We start from the raw sequence: 19,625 nt of genomic DNA on the forward strand, positions 1-19,625 counted from the left end.
GCCTGGTTCCCCGTGGGCACTCCATCGGACAGCGCTGAAAATAGCGCATTCGAGGTGCCATTGTTAAGGCTGGAAATTCTTAATTATCAGATGCTGCATGATGTTTCTGAATGTAACCGTTAACACTGGCGTCCCAAAAAGCCTGCAAAAGTGTATACGGACTGTAGCAATTTGCCAGTGTCCAGGCAGCAAAAAGGGCACCCCGTGGGTGCCCTCATTGTAATAGGTAAAACCTTACTTCAGGCCGGCTGCTTCACGCAACTGCGCCGCTTTGTCGGTTTTTTCCCACGGGAAGTGCTCGCGGCCAAAGTGACCATACGCTGCCGTCTCGCGGTAAATCGGGTGCAGCAGATCCAGCATCTGAATCAGGCCGTAAGGGCGCAGATCGAAGAACTCACGCACCAGCAGCGTCAGCTGCTCGGTAGAAATTTTTTCTGTCCCGAAGGTTTCTACCATGATGGAAGTTGGCTCCGCCACGCCAATCGCGTAGGAAACCTGAATTTCACAACGGTCTGCCAGACCCGCGGCCACGATGTTTTTCGCTACGTAACGCGCGGCATAGGCTGCTGAACGGTCAACTTTAGAAGGATCTTTACCAGAGAACGCGCCGCCGCCGTGACGAGCCATGCCGCCGTAGGTATCAACGATAATTTTACGACCGGTCAGGCCACAGTCGCCCATTGGGCCACCGATAACAAAACGGCCGGTCGGGTTAATGTGGTATTTGGTACCGGCGTTGATCCATTCAGCAGGCAGAACCGGCTTGATGATCTCTTCCATGACCGCTTCCTGCAGATCTTTCTGGCCAATATCTTCTGAGTGCTGAGTCGACAGCACTACCGCATCGATGCCCACAATTTTACCGGCGTCGTACTGGAAAGTGATCTGGCTTTTTGCATCCGGACGCAGCCACGGCAGGGTGCCGTTTTTACGAACTTCTGACTGGCGCTGCACCAGACGGTGCGCATAGGTAACCGGCGCTGGCATCAGCACGTCGGTTTCGTTGGTCGCATAACCAAACATCAGACCCTGGTCGCCTGCGCCCTGTTCCAGCGGATCGGCACGGTCAACGCCCTGGTTAATGTCCGGAGACTGTTTGCCGATAGCATTCAGTACGGCACAAGAGTTGGCATCAAAGCCCATATCGGAATGGACATAGCCGATTTCACGCACGGTATTACGGGTGATCTCTTCAATATCTACCCACGCGCTGGTGGTAATTTCGCCACCTACCAGCACCATGCCGGTCTTAACGTAGGTTTCGCAAGCGACGCGTGCTTTCGGATCCTGCTCAAGAATGGCATCAAGCACGGCATCTGAGATCTGGTCGGCGATTTTATCAGGATGTCCTTCTGATACGGACTCGGAAGTAAAAAGGTGTTTAGCCATTAATTCTTTACCTTACTGAAACGGGTTGGGATCGACTGCATCGCGCTGAAAAGAAACGGTCTCTTTCTTTGCGCCCCCTCAGGCAAAGCCATGAGCAGTACAATGATTTGAAGACGCTTAGAAGTTAACCAGTATAGATGGATTAACATCTGGACGGCTATTTTAGGTTACGCGTTAAACAGATTGCCAGCATTTTTTAGCAGAAACAAGCCGGACATTTTATAAAAATCGGCAATTTCGCCTGAGGCTTTAGAGACTCCTTACATTTTAATTTTGCATTCTGCTAACGCTGGTTGTATAAAACGCCGCTGCCTGATTCCGGCGTTTCCGGTGCGGTGGCAGGCACGTCAGCCGTGAAGCCTTTCACGCTGGCTTTTCACCCGCTTTTTTGTTGTCCACAGTCTTGTGTGGAGGTGATGAAAGTAATGATCGTGGCCGGTCCATTACGCCATTCTGGCGTGCGAACTCTCTCCTTAATTTTTTCTGCTCTTGCGCTGTGCCGATGTTGCGGCGATGTCGGTCATGATCCCGACATTTACCGCGAGTAATCTCTTGCTTCTGGTTCTCTCAGCCAGGCTGAGCGCGCCATGATTGGCTCTCTGACCCCTTCCCGGAGTCCGCGACGTGTTTAATGTTATACTTCTGCTATCGCCTGGTGCGGTGCTTCAGCGTTTTATGCTGAGCTTCCCGGTAGTCGATGGGTTGTTGTCGTGGGTTTTCCCTGCGATAGTAGTGAACTGTTCCGCATCAATGAAATTCGAGGCTCGCGATGTCTGACGACAGCAAGATGATTAAGGGTTCGTCAGCAGGCGAACAGGGTGTACTCCGCTCAATGCAGGAGGTGGCCATGAGCGATCAAGATGCCAGCAAAATGCTGCGCACCTACAATATTGCCTGGTGGGGCAATAACTATTACGACGTCAACGAACTGGGACACATCAGCGTTTGTCCGGATCCGGACGTGCCGGAAGCGCGCGTCGATCTGGCAAAGCTGGTGAAAGAGCGCGAGGCCGACGGTCAGCGCCTGCCTGCGCTGTTCTGTTTCCCACAGATTTTGCAGCATCGCCTGCGTTCTATTAACGCCGCTTTTAAACGCGCGCGGGAATCTTATGGCTACCGTGGCGACTATTTCCTGGTCTATCCGATTAAGGTTAACCAGCACAAGCGCGTTATCGAATCGCTGATCAATTCCGGCGAGCCGCTGGGTCTGGAAGCCGGTTCCAAAGCGGAGCTGATGGCGGTGCTGGCGCACGCGGGCATGACGCGTTCGGTGATTGTTTGTAACGGCTACAAAGATCGCGAATATATTCGTCTGGCGCTGATTGGCGAAAAGATGGGCCACAAAGTCTATCTGGTGCTGGAAAAAATGACCGAAGTGAAGCTGGTGCTGGAAGAGGCCGAGCGTCTGAACGTCGTGCCGCGCCTGGGTATTCGCGCGCGTCTGGCTTCGCAGGGCTCCGGCAAATGGCAGTCCAGCGGCGGTGAAAAATCCAAGTTCGGCCTGTCGGCTACGCAGGTGCTGAAGCTGGTAGAAATCATGCGTGAAGCGGGGCGTATAGACAGCCTTCAGCTGCTGCATTTCCACCTTGGTTCGCAGATGGCCAATATCCGCGATATCGCTACCGGCGTGCGCGAATCCGCTCGTTTCTATGTTGAGCTGGCAAAGCTAGGCGTTAACATTCAATGTTTTGACGTTGGCGGCGGCCTGGGCGTGGATTACGAAGGGACGCGCTCGCAGTCCGACTGTTCAGTGAACTACGGCCTGAACGAATACGCTAACAACGTTATCTGGGCTATCGGTGACGCCTGCGAAGAGCATAACCTGCCGCATCCAACGGTGATTACCGAATCGGGCCGCGCGGTAACCGCGCACCATACGGTGCTGGTTTCCAACATTATCGGCGTAGAGCGGAATGAATTTATTACGCCGCAGTCGCCACCGGAAGATGCACCTCGCCCGATTATCAGCCTGTGGGACACCTGGCAGGAGATGCACGAGCCGAACAATCGCCGTTCGCTGCGTGAGTGGCTGCACGACAGCCAGATGGATCTGTTCGATATCCATACCGGCTACTCTCAGGGAACCTACAACCTTGAGCAGCGCGCCTGGGCGGAACAGCTTTACCTGAGCGTCTGTAACTATATTCAGCAGCATCTCGATCCGGGCAACCGCGCGCACCGTCCAATCATCGACGAATTACAGGAGCGGATGGCGGACAAGATCTACGTCAACTTCTCGCTGTTCCAGTCAATGCCGGACGCCTGGGGTATCGATCAGCTGTTCCCGGTCCTGCCGCTGGAAGGCCTGAATAAAAAGCCAGAGCGCCGCGCGGTGCTGCTGGACATCACCTGCGACTCTGACGGCACCATCGATCACTATGTGGACGGCGACGGTATTGCCACCACCATGCCGATGCCGCAGTACGATGTGGATAATCCGCCGATGCTGGGCTTCTTTATGGTTGGCGCCTATCAGGAAATTTTGGGCAATATGCACAACCTGTTTGGCGATACCGAAGCGGTCGACGTGTTCGCCTATGCGGATGGCCGCGTGGACGTGCAGCTGTCGGACGAAGGCGATACCGTGGCGGATATGCTGGAATATGTGCAGCTGGATCCAAAAGAGCTGCTGACGCATTTCCGCAAGCAGATTACCGAAAGCGATCTGGACGACGAGCTACGCGCGCAGTTTATCGAAGAGTTTGAGGCGGGACTGTACGGTTATACTTATCTGGAAGATGAGTAAGCCTTAACCGCATAGCGCTTTTGGGCAGAGCATTCTCTGCCGAACCGAAATCCCTTCCTCGTCGGGCCTAACGACGCGGCGGGGATTTTTTTTATTTTTATCAGCAAGGCCGGTCTGGCCGACGGTAAAAGAGGATCTGTTATGAACAATACTCTGGGTAACCAGTACGATAACTCTTTAGTTTCAAACGCCTTTGGTTTCATGCGTTTTCCGGTTAACTTTCAGCCTTACGACAGCGATGCCGAATGGGTTATCACCGGCGTACCTTTTGACGCCGCGACTTCCGGTCGTCCGGGCAGTCGCTTAGGGCCAGGCGCGATCCGCCAGATTTCTACTAACCTGGCATGGGAAGGCTGCCGCTGGCCGTGGAATTTTGATCTGCGCCAGCGTCTGAAGGTGGTGGACTGCGGCGATCTGGTTTATGCCTTTGGCGATTCGCAGGATATGAGCGACAAACTGCAGGCGCATGCGGAAAAACTGCTGGCTAACGGCAAGCGCATGATGACGTTTGGCGGCGACCACTATGTCACGCTGCCGTTGCTGCGCGCGCACGCAAAACATTTTGGCAAGCTGGCGCTGGTACATTTCGATGCCCATACCGATACCTACTCCAACGGCCCGAAATTTGACCACGGCACCATGTTTTATACTGCGCCACAGGAAGATCTGATCGATCCGACCCGCTCGGTACAGATTGGGATCCGCACCGAGTTTGACGCCTCGCTGGGCTTTAACGTACTGGACGCGGCGCAAATCAACGATCGCAGCGTTGACGACATCATTGCCCAGGTCAAAGAGATCGTCGGCGATATGCCTGTTTACCTGACTTTTGATATCGACTGTCTGGATCCGGCTCATGCGCCAGGTACAGGTACGCCGGTTGTGGGCGGCCTGACTTCGGATAAAGCGACCAAACTGGTACGCGGTCTGCAGGGCTTGAACATTGTCGGTATGGATCTGGTGGAAGTGGCACCGGGTTACGACCAGTCCGATATCACCGCGCTGGCTGCCGCGACGCTGGCACTGGATATGCTGCACGTTCAGGCCGTCAATAAAGGCGAATAAGCGCTGAGCTGCCCTGCAAGTTTGTCGGCAGTCTGAAACGTCTCGCTACGAAGGCGAGACGTTGTACCTTGAAAGCAAGGCCACAAGATGCGCGACCTGCCGTTACTCGCTTTACTTCCCGGCCGCAATACGTTCTTTAATGTGCTGCGCGCGAGAGGTGGAGGAAGGGTGAGAATCGAACATAGTGCTGGTGCTGCTGCCTTCCAGCTTCGCCAGCTTTTCAAAACTGGTTTCTAGCCCCAGCGGACTGATACCGCGTTTTTTCAGCAGATCGAAAGAGTAATCGTCGGCCTGTGACTCCTGCTTTTGCGAGAACTGGGCGTTAACCAGTTTTTCGCCCAGCTCGCCCAGCTGCGACTGTGAAAGCGTTGCGGCAATGCCGCCCACGGAGGCGGCAGCAGAGCGTAACGCCGTTGTACCATACGCAACCTGCATGGCGCGACGCGTATGGCCCAGCGCAACGTGGCCCATCTCGTGGCCCAGTACGCCTTCCACTTCGTTATCGGTCATCATATCCATCAGGCCGCTGTAGACGCGGATGCAGCCGTTTGCCATTGCCCATGCGTTAACGTCTTTGGTCAGGTAAACCTTATAGTTAGCCGGTGTGCCGTTAATATTATCGCCAAGCGCGGCCGCAATTTTGTTGAGCCGCTGCGTATAAACGCTGTCGGCTGGCGCGATCTGCGCTTCGCTATCCATCTGTTCACACGACTTTACGCTCAGTTCCTTAACCTGCGCATCGCTGAGCGAAGCGGCCTGGTAAGCCTGGGCGCCCGACTGCATAAGCGCATTACTGTCAAAATTCTGGCAGCCAGAAAGTGCGGTAGCGACGCAGAGCGCCATAAGTGAGGCGGGTATTTTCATTTTTCCATCCGTTAGATAACAAGGTAATAAAAACAAACACCTGCCAATACAGGCAGGAAAGAAAGAAGGGCTAATGTTAACTTTTCGTGCCTGAATGCATAGTTCTCCTGTCTGAAAAAAGCAAGTATCGCCCTGATTTTTTGCACTTTTCACCATGTACATCCGGCCGCTCTTTCATGTACATTGAGGGTCGTCTTTTGCAGCTTTGCCTGATAACTAATTGATTAAAATAGGTTAAGGACGGCGAAGCCTTTAATCCGACCTGGAGTAGAACATGTCTTCTCGTAAAGAGCTTGCGAACGCCATTCGCGCATTAAGTATGGATGCTGTACAGAAAGCCAAATCCGGCCACCCGGGCGCGCCTATGGGCATGGCGGATATTGCCGAGGTGTTATGGCGTGATTTCCTGAACCATAACCCAACCAACCCGCTATGGGCCGATCGCGACCGCTTTGTGCTGTCTAACGGTCACGGCTCCATGCTGATTTACAGCCTGCTGCACCTCAGCGGCTACGATCTGCCCGTTGCCGAGCTGGCTAACTTCCGTCAGCTGCACTCTAAAACTCCAGGTCACCCGGAATTCGGCTATACCGCAGGCGTAGAAACCACTACCGGCCCGCTGGGGCAGGGCATCGCCAACGCCGTAGGGATGGCGATTGCCGAGCGCACTCTGGCCGCACAGTTCAACCGTCCGGGCCATAACGTTGTCGATCACCACACCTATGTATTTATGGGTGACGGCTGCATGATGGAAGGTATCTCCCATGAAGTTTGCTCGCTGGCAGGCACGCTGAAGCTGGGCAAACTGGTCGCTTTCTATGACGACAACGGCATCTCTATTGATGGCCATATCGACGGCTGGTTTACCGACGATACCGCACAGCGCTTTGAAGCCTACGGCTGGCACGTGGTGCGCGGTGTAGATGGTCACGATGCAGAAGCTATTCGTAAAGCGGTTGAAGAAGCGAAAGCCGTCAGCGACAAGCCTTCTCTGCTGATGTGCAAAACCGTCATCGGCTTCGGTTCGCCAAACAAAGCGGGCACGCACGATTCCCACGGCGCGCCGCTGGGCGAAGATGAAATTGCACTGACCCGCAAGCAGCTGGGCTGGAACCACGCGCCGTTTGAAATCCCCCAGGATATCTATGCGCAGTGGGATGCCAAAGAAGCGGGCCAGGCAAAAGAAGCGGCATGGAACGAGAAGTTCGCCGCCTACGCCAAAGCTCATCCGGAGCTGGCTCTGGAATTCCAGCGCCGCGTGAAAAACGAGCTGCCGGAAAACTGGCAGGCCGAATCGCAGAAGTTTATCGAGCAGCTGCAGGCTAATCCGGCGAAAATCGCCAGCCGTAAAGCTTCTCAGAATGCGCTGGAAGCTTTTGGCAAGCTGCTGCCGGAATACCTGGGCGGCTCCGCTGACCTGGCCCCGAGCAACCTGACCATGTGGTCCGGCTCTAAGCCAATCAATGAAGATGCGGCAGGCAACTATATCCACTACGGCGTGCGTGAGTTCGGCATGACCGCTATCGCTAACGGTATTACGCTGCACGGCGGTTTCCTGCCTTATACCGCAACCTTCCTGATGTTCGTGGAATATGCGCGTAACGCAGCCCGCATGGCCGCGCTGATGAAAATCCGTCAGGTGATGGTTTACACCCACGACTCTATCGGTCTGGGCGAAGATGGCCCGACGCACCAGCCGGTTGAGCAGCTGGCCAGCCTGCGCGTCACGCCTAACATGAGCGTCTGGCGTCCGTGCGACCAGGTTGAATCTGCCGTTGCGTGGAAATATGCCATTGAACGTCACGATGGCCCAACCGCGCTGATTTTCTCTCGCCAGAACCTGGCGCAGCAGGATCGTGATGCTGAACAGCTGGCTAACGTCGCCCGCGGTGCCTATATCCTGAAAGATTGTGCAGGCACGCCGGACGTGATCCTGATCGCAACCGGTTCTGAAGTTGAGCTGGCGGTTAGCGCATATGAAAAACTGACGGCAGAAGGGCACAAGGCTCGCGTGGTTTCCATGCCTTCTACCGATGCTTTCGACAAGCAGGATGCCACCTACCGTGAAGCCGTGCTGCCAAAAGCGGTTAGCGCGCGCGTGGCTATCGAAGCGGGTATCGCAGACTACTGGTACAAGTATACCGGCCTGAACGGCGCAGTTGTCGGCATGACCACCTTCGGCGAGTCGGCCCCGGCTGAAAAGCTGTTCGAAATCTTCGGCTTTACCGTAGATAACGTGGTTGCCAGGGCAAAAGAGCTGCTGTAACGGCAAAGATTCGCCTGCCCGGCAGGCGGATCTCAAGCTTAAATCGAAAGCGGGTCCGGCAGGTAGCCCCAGGGCGCGAAGCGCGGACACCGCTTTCACCTTCTGAACGCTACTGTATCGTCTCTCTCAGATGAAAGTCCTGGCTGGGCTGTAGATGCGTTTCAGCAAAATTTTTCACCACGCCGCTCTCTTTTTCCCTGACCTCTTCATAAGGCTTCGACTGGCCGTAGAATTTGCCCAGCTGATTGACCGCCAGCGAATCGCACTCAATAGTGCCGTCCATAAAGCCGTTAGCGTTGATGGCTACTTCACGGCTGTGACACAACCCCTTCAGCTCGCCGCTGATCTCGGTACGCTGCGCCCAGATTTCGCCATCCACGCGGCCATTTTTCTGCACGTACACCGTTTTCTCGGAATTGATTTTGCCGCTTACGCTGCCGTTAACGTGGATATCGCCTACCGCGTTAATCTCTCCCACGATGGTACAGGTTTCTGGAATAGTCGCGGTGTTGGTATTGGCGTTGGCGTTAAGACTGGCGGCGTTAACTATCGTTGCGGCAGAAACGCTCTCTTCAAAATCGTCGTCCGGCGGTAAGGCACGTCCATTATCAAAAGAGGCGTGGGTTGATTGTGCGGTGGGGTGATAACCGCTCTCTTTACGTTTAAACATCATTATTTCCTTATTTAACGTGAGTTTCCTGAATGCAAGAAAGGTGATAACCGCAGAAGCCGCAGTCATCAGCAAGCCCCAATACTGGCGAACCAGCATCAGCGTGGTTCCCCAGCTCAGCGCATAAATAATCAATGCCGAAGCCCAGATTATCCAGACATACCAAAGCAGGTTGTAGTTCATAGACCGGTCTACAAATGACCAGAAAAAAGACGCCAGCGCTGTCCTGCACCCGCCGCACCCTTACACGGCGTATCGCCAGCGTTTCCCTCCTGGAAACGGTTATCAGAGTAAAAAAACAGGTTACTAAACTGCGTAAGTAAGAAAAGTCCGTCAATAGTGTCGCCAATTGGTTATTTTTACGTTACCAGCAGTAAAAGCTACTGTACTACCAACCGTCACTAAATCGGTCTGTTTTTTATGCAGAAACTCACTTAAATGTGATGCAGGTCAGATTTTTAAGCTGACGATTGATCTGGCGCATTCCAATTATTCCGCATTGTCTTTATTGTAGCTGAACCGTTTCAACAAGCCTGATGGCAGGCACATTACCGCCATAACCGCAGGCTAAGAACGTAAAAATTCCCTGTACAAACGTGAACGTCTGGCTCAGGCTAACGCCCCGGTTTTACACTGAATCTGGATGCAGGAGTGATATGACGGTTCGTATTGCCATAAACGGTTTTGGACGCATCGGGCGCAACGTACTACGTGCGCTTTACGAAAGCGGACGCCGCGCTGAGATTACCGTCGTGGCGGTCAATGAGCTGGCGGAAGCGGCCGGCATGGCGCATCTGTTGAAGTATGATACCAGTCACGGGCGCTTTGCCTGGGACGTGCGCCAGGAGCGCGATTTGCTGTGGGTAGGCGAAGACCCGATCCGTATTCTGCATCGCGCCGCTATCGCCGACCTGCCCTGGCAGGAGCTGAACGTGGATGTCGTGCTGGACTGCACCGGCGTCTGGGGCAGCCGCGAAGACGGTGAAGCACATCTTGCCGCCGGTGCCAAAAAAGTCCTGTTCTCGCATCCTGGCGGCCACGATCTTGATGCCACCGTGGTTTATGGCGTAAATGAGAAAGAACTAAAGCCCGACGATCGAATTGTGTCAAACGCCTCCTGCACCACCAACTGTATTATTCCTGTTATCAAACTGTTAGATGATGCCTTTGGTATTGAGTCGGGAACGGTAACCACTATCCATTCGGCCATGCACGATCAGCAGGTTATCGACGCTTACCATACCGATCTGCGACGGACTCGCGCCGCCAGCCAGTCGATTATTCCAGTGGACACCCGACTTGCTGCCGGTATTACGCGTATTTTTCCGAAATTTAACGACCGTTTTGAAGCGATAGCGGTGCGCGTACCCACGATCAACGTGACGGCGATTGACTTAAGCGTCAGCGTACGCTCGGCGGTAAAAGCCTATGAAGTCAACGCGCTGCTGCGAAACGCCTCAGAAAAAACATTTAGTGGTATAGTTGACTATACGGAATTACCGTTAGTCTCCATCGATTTTAACCACGATCCGCACAGTGCCATTGTGGACGGCACGCAAACGCGGGTCAGCGGTCAGCACCTGATCAAAACGCTGGTCTGGTGCGACAACGAATGGGGCTTTGCTAACCGGATGATCGATACCACGTTAGCAATGGCCGCCAGCGGCTTCAGCCAGGGCGCGGATTGCGCCTTTAAAATTTAGAGAATCAACGAGAGGACTCACCATGTCTGTAATTAAAATGACTGATTTGGATCTTGCCGGGAAACGCGTACTGATTCGTTCCGATTTAAACGTGCCGGTGAAAGAGGGCAAAGTGACCTCTGACGCACGTATCCGTGCTTCACTGCCTACCATTGAAGCCGCGCTGAAACAGGGTGCGAAAGTAATGGTTACTTCTCACCTGGGCCGTCCGACCGAAGGCGAATACAACGAAGAGTTCTCTCTGCTGCCGGTAGTCAACTACCTGAAAGAGAAGCTTTCTTCGCCGGTGCGTCTGGAAAAAGATTATCTGGACGGCGTTGAAGTGGCAGAAGGTGAGCTGGTCGTACTGGAAAACGTCCGTTTCAATAAAGGCGAGAAAAAGGACGATGAGGCGCTCTCTAAAAAATATGCCGCGCTGTGCGATGTTTATGTAATGGATGCTTTCGGCACCGCGCACCGTGCTCAGGCTTCTACCCACGGCGTAGGTAAATATGCACCGGTAGCCTGTGCTGGCCCGCTGTTGGCTAACGAGCTGGAAGCGCTGGGCAAAGCACTGAAAGAGCCTGCGCGCCCAATGGTCGCCGTGGTAGGTGGTTCTAAAGTTTCCACTAAATTTGACGTGCTGAACTCGCTGGTGAAAATCGCTGATACCGTGATCGTTGGCGGCGGCATCGCCAATACCTTTGTGGCTATCGACAATAAAGTGGGCAAGTCTCTGTACGAGCCAGATTTTGTTGATGCGGCGAAAAAACTGCGCGACGAATTTAAAATTCCGGTGCCAACCGACTCCCGCGTCGGCACGGAATTCTCTGAAACTGCGCCTTCTACCGTGAAGAAAGTGACGGAAGTACAGGATAACGAAGAGATCATGGACTTCGGTGACGAAACCGCTCAGGCAATGGCTAAGTTGTTGAAAGAAGCCAAAACCATTCTGTGGAATGGCCCGGTCGGCGTGTTTGAGTTCCCGAATTTCCGCAAAGGCACCGAAATCGTGGCGAAAGCCATTGCCGACAGCGACGCATTCTCTATCGCAGGCGGCGGTGATACGCTGGCGGCGATCGACCTCTTCGGCATTGAAGATAAAATCTCCTATATCTCTACCGGCGGCGGCGCTTTCCTGGAGTTCGTGGAAGGTAAAACCCTGCCAGCGGTTGCCATGCTGGAAGAGCGTGCGAAACAGTAACCTCTGTGGCGGAGGGCTGCCTCCGTCAAAATGATTTGCCCAATCAGGCGCAAAATCTTTACTACGGCCGACGAAACAGGACAAAAAACATGTCTAAAATTTTTGATTTCGTAAAACCAGGCGTTGTCACCGGTGATGACGTACAGAAAATCTTTCAAGTCGCAAAAGAGAACAAGTTCGCACTGCCAGCGGTAAACTGCGTCGGCACCGACTCCATTAACGCCGTTCTGGAAACTGCCGCGAAGGTCAAAGCGCCGGTTATCATCCAGTTCTCTAACGGCGGTGCGGCCTTTATTGCCGGTAAAGGCCTGAAATCCGACAAGCCACAGGCCGCAGCCATCCTGGGCGCAATCTCTGGCGCACATCACGTGCATCAGATGGCAGAACACTATGGCGTGCCGGTTATCCTGCATACCGACCACTGTGCTAAAAAACTGCTGCCGTGGATCGACGGTCTGCTGGACGCGGGCGAAGCGCACTTCGAGAAAACCGGTAAGCCGCTGTTCTCTTCCCACATGATCGACCTTTCCGAAGAGTCACTGGAAGAAAACATCGAAATCAGCAGCAAGTACCTGGCGCGCATGGCGAAAATCAACATGACGCTGGAAATCGAGCTGGGCTGCACCGGTGGTGAAGAAGACGGCGTGGACAACAGCCACATGGACGCTTCTGCGCTGTATACCCAGCCGGAAGACGTTGACTACGCTTATGAGAAACTGAACGCTATCAGCCCACGCTTCACCATTGCTGCCTCTTTCGGCAACGTGCACGGCGTATACAAGCCAGGTAACGTGAAGCTGACCCCAACCATTCTGCGTGATTCACAGGCTTATGTGACTAAAAAACATAACCTGCCGCATAATGCGCTGGACTTCGTTTTCCACGGTGGTTCCGGTTCTTCTGCCGCTGAGATTGAGGAATCAATCAGCTATGGCGTGATCAAAATGAACATCGATACCGATACCCAATGGGCAACCTGGGACGGTATTCTGCAGTACTACAAAAAGAACGAAGGCTATCTGCAGGCGCAGCTGGGTAACCCGGAAGGCGCAGACAAACCAAACAAGAAATATTACGATCCGCGCGTATGGCTGCGTTCCGCTCAGACTTCTATGATTACTCGTCTGGAACAGGCGTTTAAAGAACTGAATGCGGTAGACGTGCTGTAAGCGGCTGTATCTGTTATTAAAGGCTCCCTGGCGGAGCCTTTTTTATGCGTTCTCTCTTACCCCTCACATCATATTTTAACGACGTTATAAAACGTGCCTCCGTTATCCCCGCTGACCGTTTTTAAACCTTGTAAAAAGCACGGTTAAAATAGCGTTATGCGCGTAACAAATTATTAATTTGCCTCGTTATTTGGCACCCGCCACGATTTTTGGTTACGCTTGGGGTTTGGGATGCTGGCATTCACTGGCAATCAATAACTGCTTACTTCCCGTCGGGGAACAACAACAGGATAAGCATATGGAAGATTTGAACGTAGTTGACGGCGTCAACCGTGCCGGCAGCTGGCTGGTACATAACCAGGCGCTGCTGCTGAGCTATGCGGTAAATATCGTCGCGGCCATTATCATTCTGATTATCGGTTCAATCGTGGCGCGCATTATCGCCAGAACGCTAAACAAAGTACTGCGCGCTCGTCATATCGACGCCACCGTCGCGGATTTCCTTTCAGCGCTGGTGCGCTACGGCGTTATCGCCTTTACGCTGATTGCCGCGCTGGGACGCGTTGGCGTGCAAACGGCATCGGTCATCGCCGTGCTGGGTGCCGCCGGTTTAGCCGTGGGTCTGGCTCTGCAAGGTTCGCTGTCTAACCTGGCGGCTGGCGTACTGCTGGTCACCTTCCGTCCGTTCCGTACCGGTGACTTTATCGATATCGGTATTATGGGAACGGTGCAGCAGGTGCAGATTTTCTCTACCACGCTGAAGTCTTCAGACGGTAAAACCGTGGTGGTGCCAAACGGAAAAATCATTGCCGGTAACATCGTTAACTTCTCGCGCGAACCGGTTCGCCGTAATGAGTTTATCATTGGCGTCTCTTACGACGCTGACGTTGACCAGGTGTTAAAGCTGCTGCGTGAGGTTGTGGATGCGGATCCACGCGTATTGCAGGACATGGGCGTGCAGATTGGCCTGAACGAGCTGGCGGCTTCTTCTGTTAACTACGTTGTACGCTGCTGGAGTAACGCGGGCGATCTGCAAAACGTTTACTGGGATCTGATGAAAAACTTCAAGCGCACGCTGGATGCAAACAACATCGGTATTCCTTATCCGCAAATGGACGTTCATCTTCATCAGGATAAAAGCGCTGAAGCAAAAAGCGAATCAGCGCCAGCCGCTGCGCGTGCACCAGTGCACGCCGAGTAACAGCATAATGGTCAGGCCTGCCCGGCAGTAAAAAACCATCGCGCAGGCAGCAAAAGGATTCTTTGCAGCAGCAATCTGAAGGCGAACATTGGTTCGCCTTTTCTCTGTTCTTCTGTATTAGTTTTACTGATATATCATAAGATTTTTCCATTTCCTCTAATGTTACTGCCGCTATACACTCGCCGCCAGTCACGATTATTTGAGGAATTACCATGTTTTCCGTCTTCTTTCAGGGCATGGCGCTGGGCGCTGCGCTAATCCTGCCGCTCGGGCCGCAAAATGCCTTTGTGATGAACCAGGGCGTACGCCGTCACTACCATCTGATGACCGCCGGACTCTGCACTCTGAGCGACATCCTGCTGATTTGCGGAGGCGTATTTGGTGGTAGCGCGCTGCTGACGCATTCCACGCTGCTGTTGAATCTGGTTACCTGGGGCGGCGTGCTCTTCCTGCTCTGGTACGGTTGGGGGGCGTTACGTACCGCAACAAGCGGCAATATTGAGCTGGCTTCCAGCAGCGCAATGAAGCAAAGTCGCTGGCGTATTATTGCCACCTTGCTGGCCGTCACCTGGCTTAATCCTCATGTTTACCTGGATACCTTTGTCGTATTAGGCAGCCTGGGCGGCCAGCTTCCGGCTGATGCGCGTAAGTGGTTCGCTCTTGGTTCGGCCAGCGCTTCGCTCATCTGGTTTTTTGGCCTGGCGCTGCTGGCCGCCTGGCTTGCGCCGCGTCTCAATACCACCAAAGCCCAGCGTATTATTAACCTGCTGGTGGGGCTGGTAATGTGGGGCATTGCGCTAAAGCTGGCGCTACAGGCGACAGGTTTCTGATAAAACAGAACTCACTCCAGGAATTGCGGTCATAGTCTGGCAGGTATAATCGCACTAAGATGCGTGCTGATGGAACACGTTGCTGAAGCTGGCGCGCTGCATAAAGGCCAGCTTCTTTTAAGATGATTGAAGTCCCATGGAGGAATCCTTTGAAGCTGACTAAACTGGCTCTGGCCGCCCTGATTTTTGCCTCTCCTTTGGCTGCTGTTGCCGATGAATTGCCTAACGGCCCGCACGTTGTGACTTCCGGACAGGCGAGCGTTGACGCTACGCCGGATATTGCCACGCTGGCTATCGAAGTGGGCGTTTCTTCTAAAGATGCTTCGGAAGCTAAAAAGCAGGCCGACAGCCGCGTCGCCCAGTATTTTGACTTCCTGCAAAAAAACGGCATCGATAAAAAAGATATCAATGCGGCCAATCTACGCACGCAGCCTGAATATGACTACCTGAAAGACGGCAAGTCGGAGCTGAAAGGCTACCGGGCGATACGTCAGGTGCAGGTTACGCTGCGCCAGCTGGATAAGCTGAACGAGCTGCTGGACGGCGCGCTTAAATCGGGTCTGAATGAGATCCGCTCGGTGGAGCTGGGCGTCTCTAATCCTGACAGCTACCGTGATAAGGCCCGTCAGGCCGCTATCGATAACGCTATCCAGCAGGCTGGCGCACTGGCGAAAGGCTTTAATGCCCAGCTGGGGCCGGTTTACAGCATCCGCTATCATGTTGCGAACTATCAGCCAATGCCTATGGCGCGGATGTTTAAAACCGCCGACGCCGCACCGATGAGTTCCGCCGCGCAGACCTACGAGCAGCAAAGCATTCACTTTGACGATCAGGTGGATGTGGTCTTTGAGCTACAGCGTAAGCAGTAGTTTTTCGTTTGAAAAGAACGTCCGGTAACGGCTTACCGGACGTTTTCCCGTCCTGTTTTATGCCGGCAAGGTGCGGCGACCGCTGCCCGATAGCAAACTTATGTCCCCTGGCGCAGCACGCGGTGTCCGTGCGCAATCAACGCATCGGTAACTTTACGCATTAAGCGGCTTTCCGGAGCAAAACGATGCCAGTAAAGCATACGGCGCTGAAACAGCCCTGGCGTCAGGTCAATCAGTTCGCCTTCCGCCAGTTCACGTTCAATTTGCAAATGCGGGATCATACAGCAGGTGGTGCCCTGACGAGCCAGCTGTACAAAGGCCTCTGACGAGTTGACGATATGGCAAGGCACGCTGCCCGGCGACAGATCGAAATTCTGCTGTAAAAACGCCTGGTGCATATCATCAAGGTGGTCAAAAGCGACCGCAGGCGCTTTCAGCAGCGCGGAACGGGTGACGCCGTTCGGGAAATAGCGTGCCGCAAACTCTTTGGAACCCACAAATAAATAATCCAGCGCGCCCAGCTGATCGACCAGACAGCTTGGTAGCGGCTGCGGCTGGATACTGACCGCGCCAACCACTTCGCCACGGCGTAACCGTTCCTGGGTGCGGGTTTCGTCTTCAACCTGTAGGTTCAGACGTACCGGTGAGTCGCTCAAAACGGTTTTCAACGCGGGCAGAAGCCAGGTTGCCAGGCTGTCGGCGTTGACCGCCAGCGACAGCAGCAATGGCGTGGTGCCGCTGTGTTCATCACCCAGCCACTCCTCTTCCAGTAGTTCGACCTGATGCAGGAGTGCCAGCAGTTTTTGCCCCTGTTCCGTCGGGCGCGGCGGCACCGTGCGCACCAGCAACGGCTGGCCGAACATGTTTTCCAGCTGCTTAATACGCTGCGAAACCGCAGATTGCGTAATACAAAGTTTCTGTGCCGCGCGTTCAAAGCCGCGCTCGCGAATCACTGCATCCAGCGCCTGAAGCGTTCGATAGTCCGGGCGTTTCATTGTTGTTTTAGCTCTCTTTCAGGTGTGGAATCTGCACTATGCCATATTTTTGTCATTTTGCCCTGTGCTTAAGCGTGCTGGTTTTGCGGCATCTCTTCCATACTCGCAACAAATGCCGCTAGGGAGCGGTTTTTTCGGCGAGGGTTGTTTTATACTATCGCCACACAGTAGCTGCACGGATTCTAAACTTACCATGACGCAGGATGAACTGAAAAAAGCCGTTGGCTGGGCCGCGTTAAAATACGTCAAGCGCGGGACGATTGTTGGCGTGGGCACCGGTTCGACCGCCGCCCATTTTATTGACGCGCTGGGCACCATTAAGCACGACATCGAAGGCGCGGTTTCCAGCTCGGAAGCCTCTACGCTCAGGTTGAAAAGCCTGGGTATCCCGGTTTTCGACCTGAACGAAGTCGATTCACTGTCGGTCTATGTCGACGGCGCCGACGAGATCAACGGCGCAATGCAGATGATCAAGGGCGGTGGAGCAGCGCTGACTCGCGAGAAGATTATTGCTGCCGTGGCCGACACGTTTGTCTGCATTGCGGATGAGTCCAAACAGGTCGACGTGCTGGGTAAGTTCCCGCTGCCGGTTGAGGTTATCCCGATGGCGCGCAGCTTTGTCGCGCGTGAACTGGTTAAGCTGGGCGGCCTGCCGGAGTATCGTCAGCACGTGGTCACCGATAACGGTAACGTCATCCTTGATGTGCATAACCTGAAAATTCTGGATGCGGTTGCGCTGGAAAAGGCCATCAACGCGCTGCCTGGCGTCGTAACGGTAGGTCTGTTTGCCACGCGTGCGGCGGATATTGCGCTAATTGGCACCGCCGACGGTGTGAAAACCCTGCAAGGTTGATTAAGGTCGACAGCGTAAAAACGCGCTCGGGCTGACAGGCATTGCTGGCGGCCCAAAACTCTGCCGGACAGGCGTTGCTGGTTGCATGAAAGCTAGCCCGACAGGCGTTGCTGGTGGCGTAAAAGCTCTGCCGGACAGGCGTTGCTGGTGGCGTAAAAGCTCTGCCGGACAGGCATTGCTGGCGGCCCAAAATTCTGCCGGACAGGCATTACAGGTGGGTTACAAAACTCGTCAGGCTGACAGAAGCCGCTGGCGGCGCAATGCAGCCATAGAAAAACGATCTTATGGTCGTGCAGGCCGCGGTGATTATTTTTTGATAAAAAACAACTTTTCTTTCGCAGGCTGAATTTAGTGACATATATCACGGAATCGATCGCAACAGTGCGATCCTGCTAATGAAGGTCTACGCATCGTGATTATCTGTCGATTTGTATCGAGGCTTTCCCGTAGCATGCTGGGGTGCAGGCAATCGTTTGTATTGCCGCGCGCCGAAATTTTGATATTTTGACAGAAGGCTGGCTTATTACCGTAATAAACCAGCCACTTCTGAAGTCTGCTGAATAGGGTCGGGAAATGGCAAAAGTATCACTGGAGAAAGACAAGATTAAGTTCCTGCTGGTCGAAGGCGTGCACCAGAGCGCGATTGATAATCTTCGGGCATCGGGCTATACCAATATCGAATTTCACAAGGGCGCGCTGGACAGCGAGACGCTGAAAGAGGCGATTCGCGATGCGCACTTTATCGGGATCCGTTCGCGTACCAACCTGACCGAAGAAATTTTCGCTGCGGCGGAAAAACTGGTCGCGGTGGGCTGCTTCTGTATCGGCACCAACCAGGTCGATCTGAAAGCGGCAGAAAAACGCGGGATTCCGGTATTTAACGCGCCTTTCTCCAATACCCGATCCGTGGCAGAACTGGTTATCGGCGAGCTGCTGCTGATGCTGCGCGGCGTACCGGCAGCCAACGCTAAAGCGCACCGTGGCATCTGGAACAAGCTGGCGGTAGGTTCTTACGAAGCACGCGGTAAAAAGCTGGGTATCATTGGCTATGGCCATATCGGTATGCAGCTTGGCGTGCTGGCGGAAAGCCTGGGCATGCACGTTTTCTTTTACGATATTGAAAGCAAGCTGCCGCTGGGCAACGCCACGCAGGTTCGCTATCTGTCAGAACTGCTGAATATGAGCGACGTGGTCAGCCTGCACGTGCCGGAAACCGCTTCTACCCAGAATATGATGGGTGCAGAAGAGCTGGCGATGATGAAGCCTGGCTCGCTGCTGATTAACGCTTCTCGCGGCACCGTGGTTGATATCCCGGCGCTGTGCAAAGTGCTGGCGGATAAACACCTGGCCGGTGCGGCGATTGACGTTTTCCCTGAGGAACCGGCCACCAATGCCGATCCGTTTAACTCACCGCTGTGCGAGTTCGATAACGTCATCCTGACACCGCATATCGGCGGCTCGACGCAGGAAGCGCAGGAAAACATCGGTATTGAAGTAGCAGGCAAGCTGGCGAAATATTCCGATAACGGTTCTACGCTGTCCGCCGTTAACTTCCCGGAAGTGTCGCTGCCGATGCATGGCGATCAGAGCCGTCTGCTGCACACCCACGAAAACCGTCCTGGCGTACTGACCGCTATCAACAAAATTTTTGCCGAGCAGGGCATTAACATTGCCGCTCAGTATCTGCAAACTACGCCGCAAATGGGCTATGTGGTCATTGATATCGACGCGCCGCAGGACGTCGCCAATACCGCGCTACAGCTGATGAAGGCTATCCCCGGCACCATCCGCGCTCGTCTGCTTTACTGATTGAAAAAAGCGT

16 protein-coding genes are annotated in these 19,625 nt (G+C 54.0%); 12 read left to right on the forward strand and 4 right to left on the reverse strand.

Annotated elements, in window-relative coordinates; genetic code table 11:
- Positions 1-234 precede the first annotated feature (234 nt).
- Entirely contained in the window at positions 235-1,389 is a 1,155-nt protein-coding gene (gene metK / locus ACMGGR_RS03020) for a methionine adenosyltransferase (protein ID WP_246760044.1), read from the reverse strand.
- A gap of 675 nt (positions 1,390-2,064) precedes the next feature.
- Between metK and ACMGGR_RS03025 the strand changes: the two genes are divergently transcribed.
- The 3 genes from ACMGGR_RS03025 (at position 2,065) to speB (ending at position 5,200) form a co-directional block, all read left to right on the forward strand.
- Positions 2,065-2,166 carry a hypothetical protein gene (locus ACMGGR_RS03025; protein WP_414148902.1) on the forward strand — a complete coding sequence of 34 codons (102 nt, stop codon included), beginning with the start codon at positions 2,065-2,067 and terminating at the stop codon, positions 2,164-2,166.
- Positions 2,159-4,135 (forward strand): biosynthetic arginine decarboxylase, encoded by a 1,977-nt coding sequence (speA, locus tag ACMGGR_RS03030; RefSeq protein ID WP_246760045.1) that lies wholly within the window; start codon positions 2,159-2,161, stop codon positions 4,133-4,135. Before ACMGGR_RS03025 ends, speA begins: the two co-directional genes overlap by 8 nt.
- Positions 4,136-4,276: 141 nt before the next feature.
- Positions 4,277-5,200, forward strand: coding sequence for an agmatinase (speB, locus tag ACMGGR_RS03035; protein WP_246760046.1), 924 nt, complete (start codon positions 4,277-4,279; stop codon positions 5,198-5,200).
- A gap of 111 nt (positions 5,201-5,311) precedes the next feature.
- On the opposite strand, the gene ACMGGR_RS03040 is transcribed toward speB, so the two are convergent.
- Positions 5,312-6,064, reverse strand: a complete 753-nt coding sequence (locus tag ACMGGR_RS03040) for a M48 family metallopeptidase (protein WP_414148133.1) — start codon at positions 6,062-6,064, stop codon at positions 5,312-5,314.
- Between the two features lie 274 nt (positions 6,065-6,338).
- Between ACMGGR_RS03040 and tkt the strand changes: the two genes are divergently transcribed.
- Positions 6,339-8,330, forward strand: coding sequence for a transketolase (tkt, locus tag ACMGGR_RS03045; protein WP_246760048.1), 1,992 nt, complete (start codon positions 6,339-6,341; stop codon positions 8,328-8,330).
- Between the two features lie 109 nt (positions 8,331-8,439).
- On the opposite strand, the gene ACMGGR_RS03050 is transcribed toward tkt, so the two are convergent.
- On the reverse strand, positions 8,440-9,183 hold the full coding sequence (locus ACMGGR_RS03050) for a bactofilin family protein (RefSeq protein WP_246760049.1): 744 nt from the start codon (positions 9,181-9,183) through the stop codon (positions 8,440-8,442).
- Positions 9,184-9,656: 473 nt separating this feature from the next.
- On the opposite strand from ACMGGR_RS03050, the gene epd reads away from it, so the two are divergent.
- The 6 genes from epd to ACMGGR_RS03080 all read left to right on the forward strand — a co-directional run bounded on the left by epd (position 9,657) and on the right by ACMGGR_RS03080 (position 15,955).
- Entirely contained in the window at positions 9,657-10,703 is a 1,047-nt protein-coding gene (gene epd / locus ACMGGR_RS03055) for an erythrose-4-phosphate dehydrogenase (RefSeq protein WP_414148134.1), read from the forward strand.
- Between the two features lie 22 nt (positions 10,704-10,725).
- Positions 10,726-11,886, forward strand: coding sequence for a phosphoglycerate kinase (pgk, locus tag ACMGGR_RS03060; RefSeq protein WP_414148135.1), 1,161 nt, complete (start codon positions 10,726-10,728; stop codon positions 11,884-11,886).
- An 89-nt stretch (positions 11,887-11,975) separates the two neighbouring features.
- The gene (gene fbaA / locus ACMGGR_RS03065) at positions 11,976-13,055 is read left to right on the forward strand and encodes a class II fructose-bisphosphate aldolase (RefSeq protein WP_246760052.1); all 1,080 of its coding nucleotides are present in this window, start codon (positions 11,976-11,978) and stop codon (positions 13,053-13,055) included.
- Positions 13,056-13,353: 298 nt separating this feature from the next.
- On the forward strand, positions 13,354-14,256 hold the full coding sequence (gene mscS, locus ACMGGR_RS03070) for a small-conductance mechanosensitive channel MscS (RefSeq protein ID WP_246760053.1): 903 nt from the start codon (positions 13,354-13,356) through the stop codon (positions 14,254-14,256).
- A 212-nt stretch (positions 14,257-14,468) separates the two neighbouring features.
- Positions 14,469-15,086, forward strand: coding sequence for an arginine exporter ArgO (argO, locus tag ACMGGR_RS03075; RefSeq protein ID WP_246760054.1), 618 nt, complete (start codon positions 14,469-14,471; stop codon positions 15,084-15,086).
- Between the two features lie 149 nt (positions 15,087-15,235).
- Positions 15,236-15,955: an oxidative stress defense protein gene (locus ACMGGR_RS03080; protein WP_246760055.1), complete on the forward strand. Its 720-nt coding sequence runs from the start codon at positions 15,236-15,238 to the stop codon at positions 15,953-15,955.
- Positions 15,956-16,053: 98 nt separating this feature from the next.
- Here ACMGGR_RS03080 and ACMGGR_RS03085 read toward each other — a convergent pair whose 3' ends face one another.
- Positions 16,054-16,950: a LysR family transcriptional regulator ArgP gene (locus tag ACMGGR_RS03085; protein WP_246760056.1), complete on the reverse strand. Its 897-nt coding sequence runs from the start codon at positions 16,948-16,950 to the stop codon at positions 16,054-16,056.
- 193 nt (positions 16,951-17,143) lie between these two features.
- On the opposite strand from ACMGGR_RS03085, the gene rpiA reads away from it, so the two are divergent.
- Together rpiA and serA are read left to right on the forward strand one after the other, a co-directional pair.
- A complete protein-coding gene (gene rpiA, locus ACMGGR_RS03090; protein ID WP_246760057.1) occupies positions 17,144-17,803 on the forward strand; it encodes a ribose-5-phosphate isomerase RpiA in 660 nt (219 codons plus the stop codon).
- 573 nt (positions 17,804-18,376) lie between these two features.
- Positions 18,377-19,612 carry a phosphoglycerate dehydrogenase gene (gene serA, locus ACMGGR_RS03095; RefSeq protein WP_246760058.1) on the forward strand — a complete coding sequence of 412 codons (1,236 nt, stop codon included), beginning with the start codon at positions 18,377-18,379 and terminating at the stop codon, positions 19,610-19,612.
- The last annotated feature ends 13 nt before the right edge of the window (positions 19,613-19,625 follow it).

The organism is Erwinia sp. BNK-24-b, from assembly GCF_047456155.1.
Lineage (GTDB): Bacteria > Pseudomonadota > Gammaproteobacteria > Enterobacterales > Enterobacteriaceae > Erwinia > Erwinia phyllosphaerae.